General features: G+C 67.9%; 24 protein-coding genes and 1 pseudogene. 20 read left to right on the forward strand and 5 right to left on the reverse strand.

From position 1 onward, the window contains the following. Positions 1-51: 51 nt before the first annotated feature. Entirely contained in the window at positions 52-636 is a 585-nt protein-coding gene (locus tag AC1RVW_RS21675; RefSeq protein ID WP_493202422.1) for a TetR/AcrR family transcriptional regulator, read from the forward strand. A gap of 197 nt (positions 637-833) precedes the next feature. Here AC1RVW_RS21675 and AC1RVW_RS21680 read toward each other — a convergent pair. Further along, positions 834-981: pseudogene (locus tag AC1RVW_RS21680) on the reverse strand (winged helix-turn-helix transcriptional regulator); the annotation flags it as partial. Positions 982-1,131: 150 nt separating this feature from the next. Here AC1RVW_RS21680 and AC1RVW_RS21685 point away from each other — a divergent pair. Beyond that, complete coding sequence (locus AC1RVW_RS21685) at positions 1,132-1,764, forward strand: class I SAM-dependent methyltransferase (protein WP_493202424.1); 633 nt, start codon at positions 1,132-1,134, stop codon at positions 1,762-1,764. Positions 1,765-1,827: 63 nt separating this feature from the next. Here AC1RVW_RS21685 and AC1RVW_RS21690 read toward each other — a convergent pair whose 3' ends face one another. After that, positions 1,828-2,457 (reverse strand): outer membrane beta-barrel protein, encoded by a 630-nt coding sequence (locus AC1RVW_RS21690; RefSeq protein ID WP_493202426.1) that lies wholly within the window; start codon positions 2,455-2,457, stop codon positions 1,828-1,830. Positions 2,458-2,617: 160 nt separating this feature from the next. Between AC1RVW_RS21690 and AC1RVW_RS21695 the strand changes: the two genes are divergently transcribed. Next, positions 2,618-3,259, forward strand: coding sequence for a 2'-5' RNA ligase family protein (locus tag AC1RVW_RS21695; protein WP_493202428.1), 642 nt, complete (start codon positions 2,618-2,620; stop codon positions 3,257-3,259). A gap of 140 nt (positions 3,260-3,399) precedes the next feature. Here AC1RVW_RS21695 and AC1RVW_RS21700 read toward each other — a convergent pair whose 3' ends face one another. Then, positions 3,400-4,314, reverse strand: coding sequence for a LysR family transcriptional regulator (locus tag AC1RVW_RS21700; protein WP_493202430.1), 915 nt, complete (start codon positions 4,312-4,314; stop codon positions 3,400-3,402). Between the two features lie 127 nt (positions 4,315-4,441). On the opposite strand from AC1RVW_RS21700, the gene AC1RVW_RS21705 reads away from it, so the two are divergent. The 7 genes from AC1RVW_RS21705 (at position 4,442) to AC1RVW_RS21735 (ending at position 9,479) form a co-directional block, all read left to right on the forward strand. Beyond that, positions 4,442-5,431: a 2Fe-2S iron-sulfur cluster-binding protein gene (locus AC1RVW_RS21705; protein ID WP_493202432.1), complete on the forward strand. Its 990-nt coding sequence runs from the start codon at positions 4,442-4,444 to the stop codon at positions 5,429-5,431. A gap of 20 nt (positions 5,432-5,451) precedes the next feature. Then, positions 5,452-6,708 (forward strand): aromatic ring-hydroxylating dioxygenase subunit alpha, encoded by a 1,257-nt coding sequence (locus tag AC1RVW_RS21710; RefSeq protein WP_409195441.1) that lies wholly within the window; start codon positions 5,452-5,454, stop codon positions 6,706-6,708. Then, positions 6,705-7,187, forward strand: coding sequence for an aromatic-ring-hydroxylating dioxygenase subunit beta (locus AC1RVW_RS21715; RefSeq protein WP_081270577.1), 483 nt, complete (start codon positions 6,705-6,707; stop codon positions 7,185-7,187). Before AC1RVW_RS21710 ends, AC1RVW_RS21715 begins: the two co-directional genes overlap by 4 nt. A gap of 14 nt (positions 7,188-7,201) precedes the next feature. Next, entirely contained in the window at positions 7,202-7,570 is a 369-nt protein-coding gene (locus AC1RVW_RS21720; RefSeq protein WP_493202434.1) for a chorismate mutase, read from the forward strand. Next, positions 7,567-8,535 carry a Bug family tripartite tricarboxylate transporter substrate binding protein gene (locus AC1RVW_RS21725; protein ID WP_409195444.1) on the forward strand — a complete coding sequence of 323 codons (969 nt, stop codon included), beginning with the start codon at positions 7,567-7,569 and terminating at the stop codon, positions 8,533-8,535. Before AC1RVW_RS21720 ends, AC1RVW_RS21725 begins: the two co-directional genes overlap by 4 nt. A 26-nt stretch (positions 8,536-8,561) precedes the next feature. Beyond that, positions 8,562-8,882 (forward strand): non-heme iron oxygenase ferredoxin subunit, encoded by a 321-nt coding sequence (locus AC1RVW_RS21730; protein ID WP_285410322.1) that lies wholly within the window; start codon positions 8,562-8,564, stop codon positions 8,880-8,882. A gap of 105 nt (positions 8,883-8,987) precedes the next feature. Then, positions 8,988-9,479 (forward strand): RidA family protein, encoded by a 492-nt coding sequence (locus tag AC1RVW_RS21735; protein WP_285410324.1) that lies wholly within the window; start codon positions 8,988-8,990, stop codon positions 9,477-9,479. Here the strand turns inward: AC1RVW_RS21735 and AC1RVW_RS21740 are convergent, their stop codons facing one another. Further along, on the reverse strand, positions 9,480-10,547 hold the full coding sequence (locus tag AC1RVW_RS21740) for a DUF72 domain-containing protein (protein WP_493202438.1): 1,068 nt from the start codon (positions 10,545-10,547) through the stop codon (positions 9,480-9,482). It lies immediately after the preceding gene. Positions 10,548-10,609: 62 nt separating this feature from the next. Between AC1RVW_RS21740 and AC1RVW_RS21745 the strand changes: the two genes are divergently transcribed. The 8 genes from AC1RVW_RS21745 to AC1RVW_RS21780 all read left to right on the forward strand — a co-directional run bounded on the left by AC1RVW_RS21745 (position 10,610) and on the right by AC1RVW_RS21780 (position 17,078). Further along, on the forward strand, positions 10,610-12,115 hold the full coding sequence (locus AC1RVW_RS21745; RefSeq protein ID WP_493202440.1) for a sensor histidine kinase: 1,506 nt from the start codon (positions 10,610-10,612) through the stop codon (positions 12,113-12,115). After that, on the forward strand, positions 12,112-12,753 hold the full coding sequence (locus AC1RVW_RS21750; RefSeq protein ID WP_285410329.1) for a response regulator transcription factor: 642 nt from the start codon (positions 12,112-12,114) through the stop codon (positions 12,751-12,753). The genes AC1RVW_RS21745 and AC1RVW_RS21750 overlap by 4 nt, the downstream gene beginning before the upstream one ends. A gap of 115 nt (positions 12,754-12,868) precedes the next feature. Continuing rightward, positions 12,869-13,369, forward strand: a complete 501-nt coding sequence (locus AC1RVW_RS21755; RefSeq protein WP_106934582.1) for a GlcG/HbpS family heme-binding protein — start codon at positions 12,869-12,871, stop codon at positions 13,367-13,369. Positions 13,370-13,371: 2 nt separating this feature from the next. Further along, entirely contained in the window at positions 13,372-14,070 is a 699-nt protein-coding gene (locus AC1RVW_RS21760; RefSeq protein WP_493202450.1) for an ankyrin repeat domain-containing protein, read from the forward strand. 43 nt (positions 14,071-14,113) lie between these two features. Beyond that, on the forward strand, positions 14,114-14,758 hold the full coding sequence (locus tag AC1RVW_RS21765) for an FMN-binding negative transcriptional regulator (protein ID WP_493202443.1): 645 nt from the start codon (positions 14,114-14,116) through the stop codon (positions 14,756-14,758). A gap of 1 nt (position 14,759) precedes the next feature. Next, the gene (locus AC1RVW_RS21770; RefSeq protein WP_081270585.1) at positions 14,760-14,996 is read left to right on the forward strand and encodes a hypothetical protein; all 237 of its coding nucleotides are present in this window, start codon (positions 14,760-14,762) and stop codon (positions 14,994-14,996) included. Further along, positions 14,986-16,110: a tRNA adenosine(34) deaminase TadA gene (gene tadA / locus AC1RVW_RS21775; RefSeq protein WP_493202445.1), complete on the forward strand. Its 1,125-nt coding sequence runs from the start codon at positions 14,986-14,988 to the stop codon at positions 16,108-16,110. The genes AC1RVW_RS21770 and tadA overlap by 11 nt, the downstream gene beginning before the upstream one ends. Continuing rightward, positions 16,107-17,078: an LD-carboxypeptidase gene (locus AC1RVW_RS21780; RefSeq protein ID WP_493202447.1), complete on the forward strand. Its 972-nt coding sequence runs from the start codon at positions 16,107-16,109 to the stop codon at positions 17,076-17,078. Before tadA ends, AC1RVW_RS21780 begins: the two co-directional genes overlap by 4 nt. 31 nt (positions 17,079-17,109) lie before the next feature. Here AC1RVW_RS21780 and AC1RVW_RS21785 read toward each other — a convergent pair whose 3' ends face one another. After that, entirely contained in the window at positions 17,110-17,445 is a 336-nt protein-coding gene (locus AC1RVW_RS21785) for a hypothetical protein (protein ID WP_081270588.1), read from the reverse strand. 337 nt (positions 17,446-17,782) lie between these two features. Here AC1RVW_RS21785 and AC1RVW_RS21790 point away from each other — a divergent pair, with 337 nt between their 5' ends. Beyond that, positions 17,783-18,733 (forward strand): adenylate/guanylate cyclase domain-containing protein, encoded by a 951-nt coding sequence (locus AC1RVW_RS21790; protein ID WP_081270589.1) that lies wholly within the window; start codon positions 17,783-17,785, stop codon positions 18,731-18,733. A 109-nt stretch (positions 18,734-18,842) separates the two neighbouring features. Then, on the forward strand, positions 18,843-19,199 hold the full coding sequence (locus AC1RVW_RS21795) for a hypothetical protein (protein WP_081270590.1): 357 nt from the start codon (positions 18,843-18,845) through the stop codon (positions 19,197-19,199). The last annotated feature ends 362 nt before the right edge of the window (positions 19,200-19,561 follow it).

The raw sequence follows: 19,561 nt of genomic DNA on the forward strand, positions 1-19,561 counted from the left end.
TCAATGTATATTCAAGGCTTCACCAATGGCACATCTAGAAGGATCCTGGACATGAAGGTCACCAAAGCGCAGGCGCAGGCGAACCGGGCGCACATCGTCGAAACGGCCTCCACCCTGTTTCGCGAGCGTGGCTACGACGGGGTAGGGATCGTGGACTTGATGGCGGTCGCAGGCTTCACCCACGGAGGGTTCTACAAGCACTTCGGCTCCAAGGCAGACCTGCTGGCGGAGGCGGCGACCTGTGGTTTTGCGCAGTCGGCTGCCAAAGCCGAAGGGGCCGATGCGACAGCGGTCGTCAAGCAATACCTGTCCCGAGAGCATCGTGACGCTCGTGGTGAAGGTTGCACGATGGCCGCGCTATGCGGAGACGCTGCGCGTCAGCCGGCGTCGATCAAGACGACTTTCGAGGCCGGCGTTGAAGGCCTGCTGGCGACCCTGGCCGACCCGCTCGGTGCGCCGGAGGACGGCAAACGGGCAGGAGCCCAGCGCGCCAGGCGCATCGAAGTGTTCGCGCAGGCGATTGGCGCGTTGATGCTGTCGCGGGCGTGTCCTGACGACTCGCCTCTCGCCGATGAAATTCTGGATGTCTGTCGTGTGGCAGCCCTGTCGAGGCTATCGGCTCCCCTTGATGCGTAGTTGACGCACTCAATGTGCGGACGCGACCACGACGTGCCTGATTTTTGACCTTTCTGCACCCGTTTCGGGAGGACGCCATTGTCGGTTGCGCATTCGCGCACCGACGGATTCATGCGACGTGACGCGTTCGCTGCCGCACAGACGGCCAGTTCGGTTAACCGTATCTTCCGGTCAAGAGTCGTTTGGCTTGGAGGCTGTCAGGACAAGGTAACTCGCTCGGCGAAGATGCTTGCCGGTTCTGCCGCGTTCCCGGTTCCCCCAAGTGCACAGCGCCACGACCGCGTCGGCCAGACTGCGACCGAGTGGGGTCAGCGCGTAGTCGACACGCGGCGGCACTCCCTTGTAGGCCTACGACGCGATGACTCCGCTGCGGCGCATGGCCGATCGGTCCGAGCAGTGCTGCTGGTCAGGGCCAAGTTCTACTGATCGGGCCGGCGTACCGCTCGCCATTCGCCGCACGCCGCGCACTCTTCGACCACCCTAACGGAGCTCCCTATGTACGACCAATCCAAGCTATCCGAGTTGATCCGGTTCGCACGCGTAGATGCGGGTTCCACCGTCATTGACGTTTATCCAGGCGACGGCGGCTGGACCCGCCTCTTCTCCGACACCGTGGGACCCGAAGGGCGGGTCTACAGCTTCGTGCCGGCCGAGGTCGCCCACTTCAGCAACGATCCGGTCGGCCGCATGCGAGCGCTTGCGAAGGAGCCGGGCCGGGAGAACGTCGAAGTCGTCTCCGCGGAGCTCGTGGCGCTGCCGGAGGCCACGCAGCCAGCGGATGTCGTGTGGCTGCACCTGTTCTATCACGACCTCCACACGTCCCTGGCCCAGGCCCGGGGGGCGACGGCGGCCCTTTTCAATCAAGCTGTATTCGAACGGCTGAAGCCCGGCGGGTTCTACGTCGTTGTCGACCACGCCGCCGCCGGCGGTGCAGGCACGAACGACGCTCAGTCGCTGCATCGCATCGAGCCCGTATCCGTTCGCAACGAGGTGGAGGCGGCCGGCTTCGTCCTGGACGAGGAAAGCACCTTGCTCGCGGAAAAGAAAGACACGCACTCGATCAAGGTGTTCGATCCCTCGATCAAGGGCGAGACCGATCGCTTCGCCTACAGGTTCGTGAAGCCCTGACAGGTTCCGCGCCGACTACCGCGACTGGCGTGAGCGCACCAGTCGCGGTCGCTACGCCAGCGCCTAGAAGCTCGCCTTCAACCCCACCGACAGCATGCCCCCCTTGGCCTGCTTCGACAGCTTGCCGAAGTAGTCGTAGTCGGCTGTGATCGCGAGGTTCTGCGTCATGCGGTATTCGGCGCCGAAGCCGGCCATGAGGCCGGTCGAGCTGCCCGAGAAGCGCTGGCCGCCGGGTTGCCACCAGTTGACGGTATTGTTGTTGTCGCCGCCGGAGATGCGGCCGCGCGAAACACCCAGGCGGCCGTTGAGCGCGAAGGCATCGCCCAGTGGCAGGCGTGCCGTGGCGGCCGCGTAGAAGGCCTGGCCGGTGCCGCTTTGCAGGCTGGAGTAGCCCAGGCCCGCCGCCGTCCACTGGCTCACGCGGCCAAGCCGCGCGTAGCCGACTTCCACGCCGAAGTTTTCCGTCAGGCGATAGCCGCCGTACAGCTTGTAGGCCGTGCCGGCCTTGCTGGCTTTCTGGCCGCCCCACGGGGTGGGCACGGTGTTGGAAGAAGAGAGGCTGTAGCTCGAACGGCCGACGGAGCCGCCCACGTAGAGACCGGTGTCCTGCGCCGGGCCGGCGGCGCAGACGCCCATGGATGCGGTGCCGAGCAGAAGTGCGGCGAGGGCGGTGCAGGCTTGCGTTTTCGTCAAGATGAAATTCCTGGTTGGAGTCGTTGGGATCATTGAGACTGTTGGTGGCTTGAAGCCATGCCATCAGCGCTCGGCGATTCTGGAATTCCAGCCTGAAGACGAGCTTGGCGCCTGCTGAAGAGCACCTGAAGGCGCCGGGTCGATGGGCGATGATCGAGGCATGTCTCAACAGCTTCTTCTTCCCGGCATCGATCCTCCGCCGCGGCCCTTGCCGCGCCCCCGCAGCAAGGCGCAACGCGCCGAGCCGATGCCGCATTCGCTCTTCTTCTCATTGCTTCCCGGCGCGCAGGACGCCACGACGATTGCAGCGCTCGGCGAGCGCATGAATTTCCAGCACGCACTGAAGGGCACGGTGGTCGAGGCGCACCGCCTGCATGTCACGCTGTTCGACCTGGGCGACTACGCAGCGGTGCCGCGCGACAAGGTCGAGCAGGCCCTGGCCGCCGCAGCGACGCTGCCTGCGCCCGCCTTCGATGTCGTCTTCGACGAAGCCATGAGCTATGCGAAGAGCCAGGCACTCGTGCTGTATGGCGACGACGCGGGCGCCGAAGCGCTCATGGCCTTCAGGCAGCGGCTGGGCGAAGCGCTGGCCGACGCGGGCTTCAAGCCCAAGCGCGCCTTCACGCCGCACATGACGCTGGTGTACGCGAGGCGCAAGCTCGAGAAGCACGCGATCGAGCAACCGGTGCGCTGGCGCGCCGGCAAGCTCGCGCTGATCGACAGCCATGTAGGGCAGGGCGTGCACGAGGTGCTCGGCCAGTGGCCCGCCGCGGAGCTCGAATCGGAAGCGACGGAGGCCTGAGATGGAAGCGCCGCTGCTGGTCTGCTTTGCGTGCCGGGCGTGCTGCGCAATGTCGACCAGCTCGCGAGGCACGGCATGCTCGATCGCATCGAGCCTCTGAAGGCCGACCGATAGCCAGCATCGGCCAACCGGTCAACCGGTCAACCGCTGTCCGCGAAGTTGTCGAACAGCAAGCCGCGCATCCACTGGTTGCCTGGATCGCGGTGCGCCTTCGCGTGCCAGAACAGGTTGATCGCTATCTGCGGCAGCGCCACCGGGTGAGGGCGCCACACCAGCCCGAAGGGCTCCGCGATGCTCTGTGCGAGCCGCTCGGGCACCGTCGCGATCATGTGGCTCGAGCGCAGGATGTGGCCGATGGCTACGAAGTGGGGCACGCGCAGCTTGATGCGCCGCTGGATGCCCTGCGCCGCCATCACGTCGTCGGCCTTGCCGTGGCCGGTGCCGGCGGCCAGGACCTGCACGTGGTCGGCCGCGCTGAAGTCCTTCAATGACACGCTGCGTTTCTTCGCGAGCGGATGCGCTTGCGAGAACAGGCACACGTACTGCTGCAGGAACAGCCGGCGCTGGAACACGCCGGCCTTGAGCTGCGGCAGCAGGCCGATGGCGATGTCGACGTGGCCGGCCTCCAGCTCGTCGCGCAGGTTGGTCGCGGTGTTGTTGCGCAGCGTGCTCACGGTCACGCCGGGCGCGGCCACCGAGAGCGCTTCCATCAGCTTCGGGGTGAAGTAGATCTCGCCGATGTCGGTCATGGCGAGCGTGAAGCTGCGAGTGCTGGTGGCGGGGTCGAACACCACCTGCTGGTTGAGCGCCGTGTGCAGCGCGCCCATGGCGTAGGCCACCGGCTCCGCCAGCTGCAGCGCAAAGGGCGTGGGCTCCATGCCGCGCGCGGTGCGCAGGAACAGCTCGTCGCCCAGCAGCTTGCGCAGGCGCGCCAGCGCATTGCTGATGGCCGGCTGCGAGAGGCCCAGCGACTCGGCCACGGCCGACACGCGCTTCTCGGCCAGCATGCGGTCGAACACCAGCAGCAGGTTGAGGTCGATGTCCTTGAGTTGCACGGCGGACCTTTATTCAGCGCAGTGATGAGGAGGATTCACCGAATTCTATTGGTCAATCGGAAGCGCCCGCGCATCATCGCCTCCCGGAGACAGGCCGGCACCCACGCCGGCGCAAGAGAGCCCCACGATGGACCTGCACATACATCCCCTTGCCCGCACCCTCGAGGTCCGCCCCGGCGCGAACCTGCTCGAAGTGCTGCGCGAGCATCACGTGCCGGTGTCCTACAGCTGCATGGCGGGGCGCTGCGGCACCTGCCGCTGCAAGGTGGTGTCGGGCCAGGTGCTCGACGGCGGGCAGGACGCCATCCGCCCGGACGGCCAGGGCGAGCGCTACGTGCTGGCCTGCCAGAGCACCCTCACCGAAAGCTGCGCCATCGAGATTCCCGAGCCGGACGAAGTGGTCGTGCATCCCGCGCGCATCCTGAAGGCCACGGTGACAGGCATCGACGAGCTGACCCACGACATCCGGCGCCTGCGCCTCAAGCCCAACAAGCCGCTGGAGTTTTCTCCCGGCCAGTACGCGCAGCTGCAGTTCGCCCCCGACCTCGCGCGGCCGTATTCGATGGCCGGGCTGAGCCGCGACGCGGAGCTCGAGTTCCATGTGCGCCGCGTGCCCGGCGGGCGTGTCACGGCGCACATCTTCGAGCAGTTGCGCATCGGCGATCCGGTGCGCGTGAGCGGACCGCTTGGCACGGCCTACCTGCGCACCAAACACCGCGGACCGATGCTCTGCGCCGCGGGCGGCACCGGGCTGGCGCCTATTCTTTCGATCGTGCGCGGCGCCATCGCGGCCGGGCTCACGCAGCCGATCCACCTGTACCTCGGCGTGCGTTCCGATGCCGACGTTTACGGCCTGCAGGAACTGCGGGAGCTGCAGGCGCAGCACCCGGGCCTGGACGTGCACGTGGTGGTTGTCACCGGACCGGCGAACGGAAAGCAGCGCGTGGGCCTCATCACCGACGCGATCCGCGCCGACTGGCCCGGCAGCCTCGACGGCTGGCGCGCCTACCTCTGCGGCTCGCCGCCGATGGTCGAGGCCGTGACGCAGCTGGTGCGCGGCCGTGGCCTCGCACCCGAGCAGACGCATGCCGACGCCTTCTACCTGCAAGGCACCTGAACACAACGAAGGAGACCCCGATGACCACGCAAGCCGTGTTCCCCGTCGAACTGAAATGGGAGAGCGAGCAGACCGGCCGCATTCCCTTCATGGCCTACACCGACGAGGCCTTGCACAAGAAGGAGCTGCAGCGCTTCTTCTACGAGAAGCACTGGTGCTATGTCGGCCTGGAGGCCGAGATCCCGAACCCGGGCGACTTCAAGCGCACCGCCATCGGCGAGCGCTCGGTCATCATGTCGCGCGACGAGGCGGGCGAGATCCATGTGTTCGAAAACGTCTGCGCGCACCGCGGCATGCAGTTCTGCCGGGAACGCCACGGCAACAAGAAAGAGTTCGTCTGCCCCTACCACCAGTGGAACTACACGCTCAAGGGCGACCTGCAGGGCGTGCCGTTCCGGCGCGGCGTGAAGCAGGACGGCAAGGTCAACGGCGGCATGCCCGCTGACTTCAAGACCGAGGAGAACGGCCTCACCAAGCTCAAGGTGGCCTCGCGCGGCGGCGTGGTGTTCGCTTCGTTCGACCATGCGATCGAATCGTTCGAGGACTTTCTCGGCCCCGACATCCTTCATTATTTCGACCGGCTGTTCGACGGCCGCAAGCTCAAGATCCTCGGCTACAGCCGCCAGCGCATTCCAGGCAACTGGAAGCTGATGCAGGAGAACATCAAGGACCCGTACCACCCGGGCCTGCTGCACACCTGGTTCGTGACCTTCGGCCTCTGGCGCGCCGACAACAAGTCGGAGCTGAAGATGGACGCGCGCGGCCGCCATGCCGCCATGATTTCCACGCGCGGCAGCGCCGGCAAGGCCGCGCAGGTGACGCAGGTGTCCAGCTTCAAGGAGAGCATGCAGCTCAAGGACCCGCGCTTTCTCGACATCGTGCCCGAGCCCTGGTGGGGCGGCCCGACGGCGGTGATGATGACGCTGTTCCCGAGCCTGATCCTGCAGCAGCAGGTCAACAGCGTGTCCACACGCCACATCCAGCCCGTGGGGCACGACGCCTTCGACTTCGTCTGGACGCATTTCGGCTTCGAGGACGACACAGAGGAAATGACCCAGCGCCGCCTGCGCCAGGCCAACCTGTTCGGGCCCGCGGGCTTCGTCTCGGCGGACGACGGCGAGGTCATCGAGTTCTCGCAGGAAGGCTTCGAGCAGAAGCCGTTCCACCGCACGCTTGCCGAGCTTGGCGGCCGGGAGGTCGAGAACACCGACCACATGGTGACGGAGACGCTGATTCGCGGCATGTACCGCTACTGGCGCGAGGTGATGGAGGCATGATGAAGCTCGACGCCGACACCTACCTCGAACTCTCGCGGCTCTACGCCGCCTACGCGCACGCCGTCGATTCCGGCCAATGGGGCCTGTGGCCCGGCTTCTTCACCGAGCAGTGCAGCTATCGCCTGCAGCCGCGCGAGAACCACGAACGCGGCCTGCCGCTGGCCACCCTCTCTTTCGAGAGCCGGGGCATGCTCGAAGACCGGGTCTACGGCATCCAGGAGACGCTGTTCCACGACCCGTACTACCAGCGCCACGTGGTCGGCCTGCCGCTGGTGCACGCGGTCGATGCCGACGGCACGATCCACAGCGAGGCCAACTACGCGGTGTTCCGCACCAAGCTCGACCAGCCCTCCACCGTGTTCAACGTGGGGCGCTACATCGACACCGTGGTGCCCACGCCCGAGGGCCTGAAGTTCGCGTCGCGCCTGTGCGTGTTCGACAGCGAGATGATCCCGAACTCCATCATTTATCCGATCTGAAACCCGAGTCAGCCGTGCAGCAAAAAGAACCAGAGACACACGGCGCGCCGCTGCGCCGCTTCGCCGACCCCGCCTATGTGCCGCTGTGCGCCGACCTCGCCGAGGTGCGCGAGAACATCGACCGGCTCGACCGCCAGATCGTCGCGCTGCTTGCCGAGCGCGGCCGCTACGTGAAGGACGCCGCGCGCTTCAAGCGCGACGCCTTCCAGGTCTCGGCGCCGCAGCGCCAGCAGGAGGTGATCGACAAGGTGAAGGCGCTGGCCGAAGAGAAGGGCGCCTATCCGGAGGTGGTCGAGGCCGCCTACCGCGCGCTCATCGCGGGCTTCATCGCGCGCGAGCAGCAGGACCACCTGGGCATGGTCGCGGTGGAGGCCAAGGCATGAAGCACGCACGGCTCGGCATCGCCTTCACGGCGCTGGCAATGGCGGCGGCGGCCCACGCACAGGGCTGGCCGCAGCGCCCGATTCGCATCGTGGTGCCGTTCGCGGCCGGCTCGTCGCCCGACATCCTCGCGCGCATCGTCAACGACAAGCTGGCCGCGCGCATCGGCCAGCCGCTGATCGTCGACAACAAGCCCGGCGCGGGCGGCAACACCGGCACCGACCAGGCCTCCAAGGCGCAGCCCGACGGCTACACCTTCCTGCTGTCGGTGAATGCGCCGCTGGTCTACAACACCATCCTCTACAAGAACCTGCCGTACGACCCGTTCAAGGACCTCGTGCCGGTGTCGCTCGCAGCCACCACGCCCAACGTGTGCGCGGTGTCGAATTCGATGAACGTCGATTCGGTCAAGGGCTGGCTCGACGCAATGAAGCGCAACCCGGGCAAGTTCAATTTCGCTTCGACAGGCAACGGCTCCATCTCGCACCTGGGCGTGGAACTGGTCAAGCTCAAGACGAATTCGTTCGCGGTGCACATTCCGTATGCGTCATCGGGCCAGGCGGTCACGGCCATCATCCAGGGCGACGTGCAGTTCGCCTGCCTGCCGCCGGTGTCCGTGATGCCGCAGGCCAAGGCCGGGCGGCTGAAGGCGCTGGCCGTTACCTCGGCCGAGCGTTCGCCGCTGCTGGCGGAACTGCCGACGCTTCGCGAATCGGGCCTGCCCGACATCCAGGCCGTGCCGTGGTTCGCCTACATGGCACCCAAGGGCACGCCTAACGACGTGGTGCAGCGCATGAGCCGCGAGATTGCCGCGGTGCTGAAGGAGCCGGAGACGCTCAAGCGCCTGCAGACCGCTTACTTCGACCCCGTGGGCAGCACGCCCGAGGCGCTGAACAAGTTCATGACGGAGGAACTGCGCCGCTGGAAGCCCGTGATCGAGCGCGCCGGCCTGAAGGCCGACAACTGAACACTCCACAGATCAAGGACGAGAACATGAGCACGATGACCTGGGTCGACGCCGCGGCGGTCGACGACGTTCCCTCCGACGACGTGGTGGGCATCGAGGTGCAGGGGCGCGACATCGCGCTGTACGGCACCGAAGATGGCATCCACGCCACCGACAACATCTGCACCCACGGCCATGCGCGGCTGTGCGACGGCTTCCTCGAAGGCCATGAGATCGAATGCCCGCTGCACCAGGGCCGCTTCGACGTGCGCACCGGCAAGGCGATGTGCGCCCCGCTGACCGAAGACCTGCGCAGCTATCCGGTGAAGATCGAGGGCGGCCGCGTCTTCCTCTCGTTCGATCAGTGAAGGCAGCCGCTTCGGGCCATCTGTTGCGGCTCGAAGCGGATCGATCTGTATCTGTTTTCCCGCAGGACGGCTGGCGACAATGAGGCTCTTTTTCATGGAACCGATATGACAGCGCAGAGCCGAGACCAGATCGCCGACCAGATTGCAGCCGAACTGGGCCACAGCTTCGACGGCGACATCATTGCCGGCGGCCACTACGTGCCGATCGTGCGCGACGGCCGCACGGTCTACCTCAGCGGGCAGGTTCCGCGTGTGGGCACCACGGTGGTGGTCACGGGCCGCGTCGGCGATGCGGTCACGCTCGACAAGGCCCGCGAGGGCGCCCAGATCTGCGCGCTGCGCAGCCTCGCGCTGCTGCGCCGTTCGCTCGGCTCGCTCGACGCGGTGGAGAAGGTGCTGCGCGTTGGCGTGTTCGTGCAGTGCACCGCCGACTTCACGCAGCAGAGCGAAGTGGCCGATGCCGCGTCCGACCTGCTGCACCGCGTGTTCGGTGACGCCGGCGTGCATGTGCGCACGGCGGTCGGTGTCTATGCGCTGCCGAAGAACGCGACCGTCGAGGTCGAGATGACCGTGGCGGCCAAGCACGACATCCGCTGACTAGCCGGGCTTCAGCGCGGCAAGGTCGCGAGCGAGCTGCGCGATCGTGAGAGGGGCGCAGCCCTCGGCGTTGTTGCTCACGGTGACGAAGGCGTTCTGGCCCGCGCGGGTGGTGCCCGCGATCACCTTGGCCAGCGCGGCGCGCGTCTCGGGGTCGGGGTCGACGATCCTGTCGAACGGGCCATAGAGCTTTTCCGCGTCTTCGTAGCCGAAGCGGCCGTGGCGGCGGTGCAGGTTCCAGCGGCACACCAGAGGCCCGGGCCACAGCGCGCGCAGCATCGGCAGTTGCTCTTCGATGGGCGGCATCTTCGCGTGCAGGCCCATGCAGAAGGTGGCGCCCACGCTGCGCAGCATGTCGGCGAAGGCGGGGGTCAGCAGCTGCGGGTCGCGCACCTCGACGGCGATCACCGCGTCGGGCGCGGTCTGCTTCAGGTCGGGCAGCGCGCCGAGCATGTCGGCAATGCGAGCCAGCAGCGCCGGCTGGTCGGCCAGCAGGTGGCCGGGGATCGGGCTCAGCTGGAACACCAGCACGCCGATGCGATGGCCCAGCCCTTCGAGCGCGGGCAGCACGAACTCCTGCCGCGCGATCTCGCTGCTGAGGAACACCGGGTTGGCCTGCATGCCGCGGCCGCTTTCGTCGCGCACGGTGGCGTCGGTCACCAGGCTGGGCGCCTTCACCATGAAGCGGAAGTCGTCGGGCACCATGGCCGCGTAGCGCGCGTACTGGCTGGCGGTGAGGGCGCGGTAGAAGTTGCGGTCGAGGCTCACGGTGCGGAACAGCGGATGCTGCGCGAGCGCGGAAAGGCCGTTCTTCGACAGCACCGACTCGGCGTATTCGCCGTTCCACACGAGGCCGGCCCAGCCGGGGTAGCTCCACGACGACGTTCCGAGCCGCAGGTTGGGCGGCAGCGCGGCGGCGAGTTCGACGAGCGCCGGGTCCGCCGGCGCGGGCTCGACCGTGCCGGTGCGCGGCTTTTTTCCGGCGGCCGGTTCGGGGGGCGGCGGGGCCACCTGCACCTCCTGTGCGGGCGGCAGATCGGGGAAAAGGGAGTCCTGTACTTCAGCCATGTCTGGGGCGGCATTCTCGGCCAACACGGGGGCGGCCTGCGGCGCCGGGCACAATCCGCGCCATGAAACAGTGGTTGCGTGCGCAAGGTGGATGGTGGCTGGCATGGGCGGTGCTCACCGTGGCCGGCGCCGTCTGGATCGCGCGCGCAGAACTGGCGCAGATGCACCAGGACTTCGAGACCGACGTGCGCATCGCGCACCGGCTCATGAGCCAGCAGATGGTGCAGTACGACGCCGTGCTGGCCACGCTGGCGCTGCTGGAGCCCAGCACCGGCGCCGACCATCCAGAGCAGCGACTGCCGTCGGTGTATTCGTCGATCCTGCGGGTGCGGCGCCGCGAGCGCGACGAGCCCTGGCCGGACGCCGGTCCGGCGGCGAGCGCCACGCCCGCCGCACTGGCCGCCGCCGAGGCCCGCTCGCGCAGCCAGCATCGCGCCGACCTCGCGTCGCTGGACCTGGCGCACGGCCGCTATGTGCTGGTGATCGGCGCCACGCCGTTCAGCTACGCGCTCGACATCGACCTGGCCGGCTCGGTGCCCTGGCGCGACTGGCCCATGAACCCGCAGGTCAGCCCGGTGCGGCTGAGCCTGCAGCGTGACGGCCAGCAACTGGTGCTGCAGCCCGGCCGGCCCACCGCGGGCGGCTGGCGCTTCGGCCTGACCAAGCCGCTGGCGTCGCCGAGCCAGCCCTTCGACCTCGTGGCCGAGCGGCAGGTGGGCTGGGGCGAGCTCCCGTGGCGCGGCATCGGCGCCTGGGCCGTCGCGACGGCGCTGCTGCTGGCCGGACTGTGGATGGCGCAGCGCCAGCGCATCGCGCGGCGCCGGGCCGAAGAACTGCTGCGGCTCGGGCAGGTCGCGCGGCTCAATGCGCTGGGCGAGCTGTCGGCCGGGCTGGCGCATGAACTCAACCAGCCGCTGACGGCGGTGCTGGCCAACGCGCAGGCCGCGCGCCGCCTGCTGGACGACGAGCCGCCGGACCTGGCCACCGCACGCGACGCGATGGGCCAGGCGGTCGAGCAGGCGCGCCGCGCGGCGGGCGTCGTGGGGCGCCTGCGGCGGGTGATCGAGCGGCCCGAGGCTGCGGGAGACGCCCGGCCGCTGGTGCTGCAGGAGGTGGTGCGCAGTGCCATGCACCTGCTCGCGCCGGAGTTCGGCCGGCGCGGCATCGTCGCGCAGTTCGACCCCACGGCGCAGGCGCCGGTGCGGGTGCAGGCCGAAGCCGTGGCGCTGGAGCAGATCGTGCACAACCTGCTGATGAACGCATTGCAGGCGCTCGAGCTGGTGCCCGCCGGCGACCGGCGCCTGGCCATCGCGGTGGGGCGCAACGGCGAGGAGGGCGTGCTGACCGTCACCGACAACGGGCGGGGCATCGCGCCCGATGCCTTGCCGCGCCTTTTCGAGCCCTTCTTCAGCACGCGCGAAGGCGGGCTGGGCCTCGGCCTGAGCCTGAGCGAAACGCTGGCCAGCGGCATGGGCGGCAGCCTGAGCGCGGCCAATGCGTCGCCGCGCGGCGCGCGCTTCACGCTGTTGCTGCCGCTGGTCGCGCCGCCTGCGGAGCGCGCGCCATGAACGCGCCGGCAATCCACCAGCCGCAGTCGCCGCTGATCCACCTGATCGACGACGACGAGGCGGTGCGTGACGGCCTGTCGCTGCTGATCGGCACGGTCGGCCTGCGCGTGCAGGGCTGGGCCGACCCGGCGGCTTTCATCGACGGCTTCGACCGCGCGAGCGTCGGCGCCATCGTGCTCGACGTGCGCATGCCGGGCATCAGCGGGCTCACGGTGCTCGACCGGCTGATGGCGCAGGGCGTGGACCAGCCCGTCATCATGCTGACCGGCCACGGCACGGTGGAGATGTGCCGGCGTGCCTTCAAGGCCGGCGCGGCCGAGTTCCTCGAGAAGCCGGTGGACGACGAGCAATTGCTCGAGGCGCTGCAGCAGGCGGTGCGCCAGCATGTGCGTTCGCGCGAGCGCTCGCAGGCCGACAACGCCGCGCGTGAACGGGTGGCGCAACTGTCGGAGCGCGAGCGCGAGGTGCTGGCCTTCATCGTGCAGGGGCTCACCAACAAGGAGATCGCGCGCACGCTCGCGCTGTCGCCGCGCACGGTCGAGACGCATCGCGCCAACCTGTTCGCCAAGCTCGACTGCGATTCGCTCGCGCAATTGATCCGCCGCTACGCGCTGCTGGTCGACGGCGGCGCTCCGTAGTTCTACGGAGCACCGCGCGTAGCCGTACGAATGGCCGCGAAGGCCGGTGTTTTCTACAGTGGCGCAGCCGCCGGCAAGGGCCGGCGCAAACACCATCCACTGGAGAAAACGAACAATGCAATCCATCCTTCGCCTCGGCAGCCTCGCCGTCCTGCTCGCTGCTTCGGTCGCCCAGGCCCAGACGCCGGCACCGGCCGTTCGCACCGAAAAGAACATGTCGCTCGCGCTGGCCAACCAGCTCGCGGCCGAAGCCGTGGCCGCCTGCGCCGCCAACGGCTACAACGTCGCCGCCACCGTGGTCGACCGCGCTGGCACCGTGCGTGCCGTGCAGCGCGCCGACAACGCCGGCCCGCACACGCTGGCATCGAGCGAGCGCAAGGCCTGGACTTCGGCCTCGGCCAAGAGCCCGACGCAGGCCATGATGGAAGGTTCGCAGAAGAACCCCGGCGGCGCCAACCTGGTGTACCTGCCGGGCATGCTGCTGCTGGGCGGCGGCGTGCCGGTGAAGTCGGGCAACGAAGTGATCGGCGCCGTGGGCGTGGGCGGCGCGCCCGGCGGCCACCTCGACGAGCAATGCGCCAACGCGGCCATCGAGAAGGTCAAGGGCCTGCTCTGATGATGGCGGCGCGCGGTCTCCGGTCGGGCGTGCTGGCGGTCGCGCTCGGGCTGTGCGTGCCGCTGGGCGCGCTCGCCCAGGTGCCGCCGCTGGCGGCCGAGGTGCTGGCGTACGACGGGCTGCACCAGGCCGCCTGGCAGGGCGACCTGCCGAAGCTCAAGGCGCTGATCGCCTCGGGCGCGAATCCCGATGCCCGCGACACACGCGGGCGCACGCCGCTGCAGGTCGCCACGCATGCGCGGCAGCGCGAGGCGATCAAGCTGCTGGCCAAGGCGGGCGCGAACCTCGATCTGCTCGAGGACGACCGCTACGACGCAGTCACCATCGCCGCGGTGGCCGACGACAGCGCCACGCTTTCGCTGCTGCTGTCGCTCGGCGCCAAGGCCGGGCAGGTCACGAGCCGCTACGACGGCACGGCGCTGATCGCCGCCGCGCACCTGGGGCATGACGAAGTCGTGCGCCGGCTGATCGCGGCCGGGGCTCCGCTGGACCATGTCAACAACCTGCACTGGACGGCGGTGATCGAATCGATCGTGCTCGGCGACGGCGGCCCGCGCCACCAGCGCACGCTGGCCGCGCTGATCGACGGCGGCGCCAACCTGGCGCTGGCCGACCGGCAGGGCAACACGCCGCTGCAGCTTGCAAAGGCGCGGGGCTACACCGCGATGGTCAAGCTGCTGGAGAGCGCACGCACGAGATAGGCGGCTCGGGGACAATCGGGCCTCGCCACGAGGAACCCGCCCCATGTACATGCCTCCGCAGTTCAATGCCAAGGACCCGGCCATCGCGCTGGACCTGATGCGCTCGCATCCGTTCGCGAGCCTGATCTCCAACGACGACGACGGCCTGCCGTTCGTCACGCACCTGCCGCTGGTGGCCGAGCCGCGAGGGGCCGGCGAACTGGTGCTGCTGGGCCATTGCGCCAAGCCCAACCCGCACTGGCGGTATCTGCAGGCACGGCCCACGGCCGTCGCCACCTTCCTCGGGCCGCATGCGTACCTTTCGCCGTCGGTGTATCCCGACCTGGCGCGCGTGCCCACCTGGAACTACCTGAGCGTGCACTGCACGGTCGAGGCCACGCTCATCGAAGACGCGGCCGCCAAGGACGCGCTGCTCAAGAAGCTCATCGGCGACCACGAGCCGGCGTATGCGCAGCAGTGGCGCGACCTGGGCGAGGAGTTCCAGCTCAAGATGCTCGCCGGCATCGTCGGTTTCGAGCTGCGCGTGACGTCGCTTCAATGCAAGGTCAAGCTCAACCAGCATCGCCGTGAATCGCACGCCGCCATGCACGCGATGTACAGCGCCGGCACGCCGGACGAACAGGCCCTGGCCACCTGGATGGACCGCCTGGGCCTGGCTTCGGAAGCGCCCGTGGCAGAGGGACGCTGACATGCGCGGACTCGGGTTGATCGGCCTGTTGCTGGCGCTGCTGGTCGTCGGGCTGGTCGCGAAGAAGCAGATGGCCAGCAGCGTCGTTCCCGTGGTGCCTTCGGTGCCCGGTGTTGCCGCGGCCCCGGCCGGCGAGCCGGCGGGCAATGTGCGCGAGCAGTCGCAGCGCGTGCAGCAGCAGGTCAAGGACGCTCTCGAAGCGGCGAGCAAGCCGCGCCCAATGCCGGATGACAACTGAATCGACCTCGCTTCCACCACCGACGGACGACGCGCACTGGATGGCGCTCGCCCTGGCCCAGGCACGCCTGGCAGCCGAAGCGGGCGAGGTGCCCGTCGGCGCGGTGCTGGTGCGCAATGGCCAGCTGATCGCGACGGGCCGCAACACACCGGTTGCGCAGCATGACCCGAGCGCGCATGCGGAGATCAACGCGCTGCGCGCCGGCGCCGCTGCGCTCGGCAATTACCGGCTCGATGGCTGCGAGCTGTTCGTCACGCTCGAGCCCTGCGCGATGTGCGCGGGCGCGATGCTGCATTCGCGGCTGGCGCGCGTGGTGTTCGGTGCGACCGACCCCAAGACCGGCGCGGCCGGTTCGGTTCTCGACCTGTTCGCGCAGCCGCGCCTGAACCATCGCACGCAGGTGAGCGGCGGAGTGCTTGCCGACGAATGCGCCGCCGTGCTCCAGGCTTTCTTCCAGCAGCGTCGCAGTGCGGCGCGCGAGCAGGCAGAGCCCTTGCGCGACGACGCACTGCGCACGCCGGCGGACCGCTTCGCAGCGCTGCCCGACTACGCCTTTGCGCCGCGCTACGTTCAGGACCTGCCTGTCCAGCGCGGCTGGCGCATGCATTGGATCGATGAGCGCGGCGAGGGTGGCGAAGACGAGGTCGCATGCTGCCTCTGCCTGCACGGCCCCGGCGAGTGGGGCTACTTTTTCCGGCACCTCGTCGGCCAGCCCGGGTTGCGCACCCTGGTGCCCGACCTCATCGGCTTCGGCAAGAGCGACAAGCCCAAGCGCGAGGCGGCGCACCAGCTCGAATGGCACCGCGACGTGCTGCTCGAGTGGCTGGCGCGGGTGCAGACCGTTTCGGCACCGGTGCTGGTGCACAGTGCGGCGGCGAGCGAACTTGCTGCGCTGCTGCACGCGGCGGCGCCCGGGCGCTTTGCCGCCTTGCTCGTCGCGCCCGAGGGCCATGAGCGCATCAAGGACGCCTGGCGCGCGCCTTTTCCCGACCGGGGCTACGAGGCCGCGTTGCGCGCGCTCGGCCCGGTCGCATCTTCCTCCGGGCCGACTGTCGCGCAGGCTCGCACCTTCGTGCAGCAGGTGCGAAACGCAATGGGATACTCGAACTCGTGACCAAACACATCTACATCTATTCCCCCTCCAGCGCGATCCGCGACAAGGCGGCTTTCCGGCGCGGCGTGAAGCGCCTCAAGGCGCTGGGCCACGAAGTCGAAATCGACGAGGCGGCGCTCTCGGTGCACCAGCGTTTTGCCGGCAACGACGTCACGCGGCTCGCCGCGATCTCGCGCGCGGCGGCCAGCGGCGCCGACGTGGCGCTCATCTCGCGCGGCGGCTACGGCCTGACCCGCATCCTCGATTCGCTGCCGTACAAGGCCCTGGCAAAGGCTGTCGAGAAGGGCACCGAGTTCGTGGGCTGCAGCGACTTCACCGCGCTGCAGAACGCGTTGTTCGCAAAGACCGGCGTCACCACCTGGGCAGGCCCGGCGGTCGGCGAAGACTTCGGTGCCGAAGGCGGCCCCGACGACATCATGGAAGCCTGCTTCGACGACCTCGTGAGCGGGCAGGGCGAAGGCACCGGCTGGCGCATGCCGGCGCGCGATGTGGACCTGAAGTTCAAGCCCGTGCAGGACGCGGTGCTGTGGGGCGGCAACCTCTGCGTGCTGGCCAGCCTGCTCGGCACGCCCTACTTCCCGGTGGTGGAAAAGGGCGTGTTGTTCATCGAGGACACCAACGAGCATCCGTACCGTGTGGAACGCATGCTCGACCAGTTGAAGATGGCCGGCGTGCTGGCGCGCCAGCGTGCCGTCGTGTTCGGTCAATTCACCGGCACGCGCAAGGTGCCGGGCTACGACCGCGGCTTCGGCATGAACACGGTGATCGACCGGCTGCGCGCGTCGCTGAAGGTTCCGGTGCTCTCGGGCCTGCCGTTCGGCCATGTGCCCACGAAGGTGCTGCTGCCGGTTGGGGCCAAGGTGTCGATGGCGGCGGAAGGGCGCGATGTCTTTCTGGTCTGGGGCCATCGGCACCCGTCCGGCAATGAAGGCCATCACGGGCACGACCACCATCATCACGCCCACTGAAGCGGCCGTACTGGGAGGCCGCCGCGCGGCTTCAGCCGTTGTCGGTGAAGCGCTGGTGCGTGCGGGGAGCCATCGAGCCGGGCAGGCCGCCCTTGAACATGCTGTTGATGGCTTTCATCTGGCGGCGTGCGGCGGTTTCGCCGTCGATGGCGCTCAGCGCGATCATCACGTCCTGGCGCAGATACCAGAGGGCTTCGACATCGACGGCGAAGCGAACGCGCTGGCTGACTCGCTGTATGGAGTGACCGCCGTGGCCCTGGAGAATCGACAGCATCGCGGTACGGATGCGCCCCAATTGGTTCTCCGCCACCTGGCGGGACCCGAAGCCGGGTACGTTCAGCAGACGAAGAATGCGGCGGAAAAGCATGGGACGAAAAGCGTATTGCCGAAAGCCAGAACGGTCGCTACCTTAAGCCTCAGTTCTCGGTTGCACAAGATCCGGAACAGTGTTTCTTGTCTTGAAACAACACGCTTTGCCTACGATTTCAAACAGCGATTAAATTTTGTTTTCTAAAGTAGTACATCTGGTTGTGATCAATTTGTGAATCCGTCGTCCTGTTACCCGCGTATACAACTCCGTCGACATCGAAGTTGTGCAGATCGTTTCCTTGACCAGGCGCGTGTCAGGGAAAACTGCTTGCGGAGGAACATGAGGGGCGCCGACCATCATTAACCAGAGATCGCAATTCGAGAACCACAACAATATGGGTGTCAATTCCACAGTCGTATTCGCGGACTTGACGGGGAGCACCAGGGTCTTCGAGGCCATGGGCAATGCAAGAGCCACCGAAACCGTGACGCGACTTACCCAATGGATCGGCAATGTCTGCCAGGCCCATGGCGGGCGGGTCGTCAAGTCGCTGGGAGACGGCGTGTTTGCCATCTTCTCCAGCGGCTCGGCCGCCACGAACGCGGTCATCGAATTGCAGCGCTATCACCAGAAGCGCCTGCTGGTCTGGCCCGCGCCGTTGCGCATGGCGCTGCAGATCGGCGTGGCCAGCGGCGATGTGGTCGAGGTCGAGGGCGATTGCTATGGCGACGCCGTCAACCTGGCGTCGCGGCTCAGCGACCTTGCCGGCCCCGGCCAGATCTGGGTGACCGATGCCGTGATCTCGCAGCTGCGCGATGGCGGCGTGCAGCACCGCGACCTTGGGCTCATCAACATTCGCGGGCGCAGCGAGATGTCTGTGGTGCACCGCATCGACTGGCAGGAGGAAGTGACCTCTTTCCTGACCGTGCCCGCAGCGCTGGCGCCCGCGCGCATGCCCGATTCATCGTTCGGCCAGATCGAGCTGGCCTGGCTCGACGTGCGCTCCATGTTCAGCCTGGAGCAGTTGCCGATCCATCTCGGCCGCGTGGACGACGCGCAGTTCGTGGTGAACGACCCACGCGTGTCGCGGCTGCATGCGCGCATCGAGGTGCGCCAGGGCAGTTGCGTGCTGATCGACGTCAGCACCTACGGCACCTGGGTGCGTTTTCACGGCAACGGCGGCCCCAGCACCGAAATCGCCCTGCGGCGCGAGGAATGCCTGTTGCACGGCAGCGGGGAAATCGGCCTTGGCGCGCCGCTGAGCGACTTCAGCGCCCCGACCATTTCCTTCAACACGACTGGCGGCGACGTGATGCTGACGCGCCGGGAAATCGCGCGTCGGTGACGTTTGGCAACCATCTGTCGGCGCGCCGGGTGCACCGCGCGCGTGCAAGATGCGTTGCGTATGGACCCGGGCGCTGTCCGCCCCGGTCCTTTCTGGCTCTGGAGCCGCAATGAACACCAAAAATCATTCTTCCGTTTTCAAATGGGCCGCCTTCGGCGCCATCGCGGCCGCCGCGCTGCTCGCCGTGGGTTCCGCCAGTGCGCGCACGAGCTGGTCGGTACAGATCGGAACCCCGGGCTATGTGGAGACCTATCCGGCGGCGCCTGCCTACTACCCGCCGGCACCGGTCTATTCGTATCCGGCCCCCATCTACTACGCACCGCCGCCGCCGGTCTATTACCGTCCTCCGCCGCCCGTGTACTACCGCCCGGCCCCGGTCTACGTGCCGCCGGCGGGCCGCGTCTACTACGGGCCGGGCTATCCGTACCGTCCGCCGAACGGCGAATACTACGAAGAACGCGACTGACGGCTTTCCTGACTCCCGAACCCATGGCATGCCTTCTGGCATGCCATTTTTGTTTCTGCAGGTGACGAAAAAGTCACAAAAAGTCACATTCTTGGGTTTTGCTGCCATGCGCCTGCACGGCTGTACCCCCGAATTCCGCAAGGCATGCCGCTTGCCTTGAGCGCTCCGACGGCACGGAAATGCCGAAGGAGCGAGGACCATGGTGGAACAGATCGAGGTGGCTCGGGTCGAGGCACCCATGCCCGAGGAGGCGGCGGCAAGAGGAACCGAAGAAGAACGGCTAGGCGGCGCCGGACGCCCCCTGAAAGCGCTGGCCGGATTTTCCATTTCGGCGGCGCTGGCTGCGTGCGGCGGAGGAGGGG

The sequence above is a fragment of the Variovorax sp. MPBD4-3 genome, assembly GCF_058809745.1.

Bases quoted from the DNA above. Each gene is read 5' to 3' on its own strand.
- AC1RVW_RS21770 (WP_081270585.1), top strand. From the start codon at position 14,760: ATGCGCGGACTCGGGTTGATCGGCCTGTTGCTGGCGCTGCTGGTCGTC.
- AC1RVW_RS21725 (WP_409195444.1), top strand. From the start codon at position 7,567: ATGAAGCACGCACGGCTCGGCATCGCCTTCACGGCGCTGGCAATGGCG.
- AC1RVW_RS21675 (WP_493202422.1), top strand. From the start codon at position 52: ATGAAGGTCACCAAAGCGCAGGCGCAGGCGAACCGGGCGCACATCGTC.
- AC1RVW_RS21755 (WP_106934582.1), top strand. From the start codon at position 12,869: ATGCAATCCATCCTTCGCCTCGGCAGCCTCGCCGTCCTGCTCGCTGCT.
- AC1RVW_RS21785 (WP_081270588.1), bottom strand. From the start codon at position 17,445: ATGCTTTTCCGCCGCATTCTTCGTCTGCTGAACGTACCCGGCTTCGGG.
- AC1RVW_RS21705 (WP_493202432.1), top strand. From the start codon at position 4,442: ATGGACCTGCACATACATCCCCTTGCCCGCACCCTCGAGGTCCGCCCC.
- AC1RVW_RS21735 (WP_285410324.1), top strand. From the start codon at position 8,988: ATGACAGCGCAGAGCCGAGACCAGATCGCCGACCAGATTGCAGCCGAA.
- AC1RVW_RS21715 (WP_081270577.1), top strand. From the start codon at position 6,705: ATGATGAAGCTCGACGCCGACACCTACCTCGAACTCTCGCGGCTCTAC.
- tadA (WP_493202445.1), top strand. From the start codon at position 14,986: ATGACAACTGAATCGACCTCGCTTCCACCACCGACGGACGACGCGCAC.
- AC1RVW_RS21710 (WP_409195441.1), top strand. From the start codon at position 5,452: ATGACCACGCAAGCCGTGTTCCCCGTCGAACTGAAATGGGAGAGCGAG.
- AC1RVW_RS21695 (WP_493202428.1), top strand. From the start codon at position 2,618: ATGTCTCAACAGCTTCTTCTTCCCGGCATCGATCCTCCGCCGCGGCCC.
- AC1RVW_RS21750 (WP_285410329.1), top strand. From the start codon at position 12,112: ATGAACGCGCCGGCAATCCACCAGCCGCAGTCGCCGCTGATCCACCTG.
- AC1RVW_RS21685 (WP_493202424.1), top strand. From the start codon at position 1,132: ATGTACGACCAATCCAAGCTATCCGAGTTGATCCGGTTCGCACGCGTA.
- AC1RVW_RS21745 (WP_493202440.1), top strand. From the start codon at position 10,610: ATGAAACAGTGGTTGCGTGCGCAAGGTGGATGGTGGCTGGCATGGGCG.
- AC1RVW_RS21795 (WP_081270590.1), top strand. From the start codon at position 18,843: ATGAACACCAAAAATCATTCTTCCGTTTTCAAATGGGCCGCCTTCGGC.
- AC1RVW_RS21760 (WP_493202450.1), top strand. From the start codon at position 13,372: ATGGCGGCGCGCGGTCTCCGGTCGGGCGTGCTGGCGGTCGCGCTCGGG.
- AC1RVW_RS21730 (WP_285410322.1), top strand. From the start codon at position 8,562: ATGAGCACGATGACCTGGGTCGACGCCGCGGCGGTCGACGACGTTCCC.
- AC1RVW_RS21765 (WP_493202443.1), top strand. From the start codon at position 14,114: ATGTACATGCCTCCGCAGTTCAATGCCAAGGACCCGGCCATCGCGCTG.
- AC1RVW_RS21740 (WP_493202438.1), bottom strand. From the start codon at position 10,547: ATGGCTGAAGTACAGGACTCCCTTTTCCCCGATCTGCCGCCCGCACAG.
- AC1RVW_RS21790 (WP_081270589.1), top strand. From the start codon at position 17,783: ATGGGTGTCAATTCCACAGTCGTATTCGCGGACTTGACGGGGAGCACC.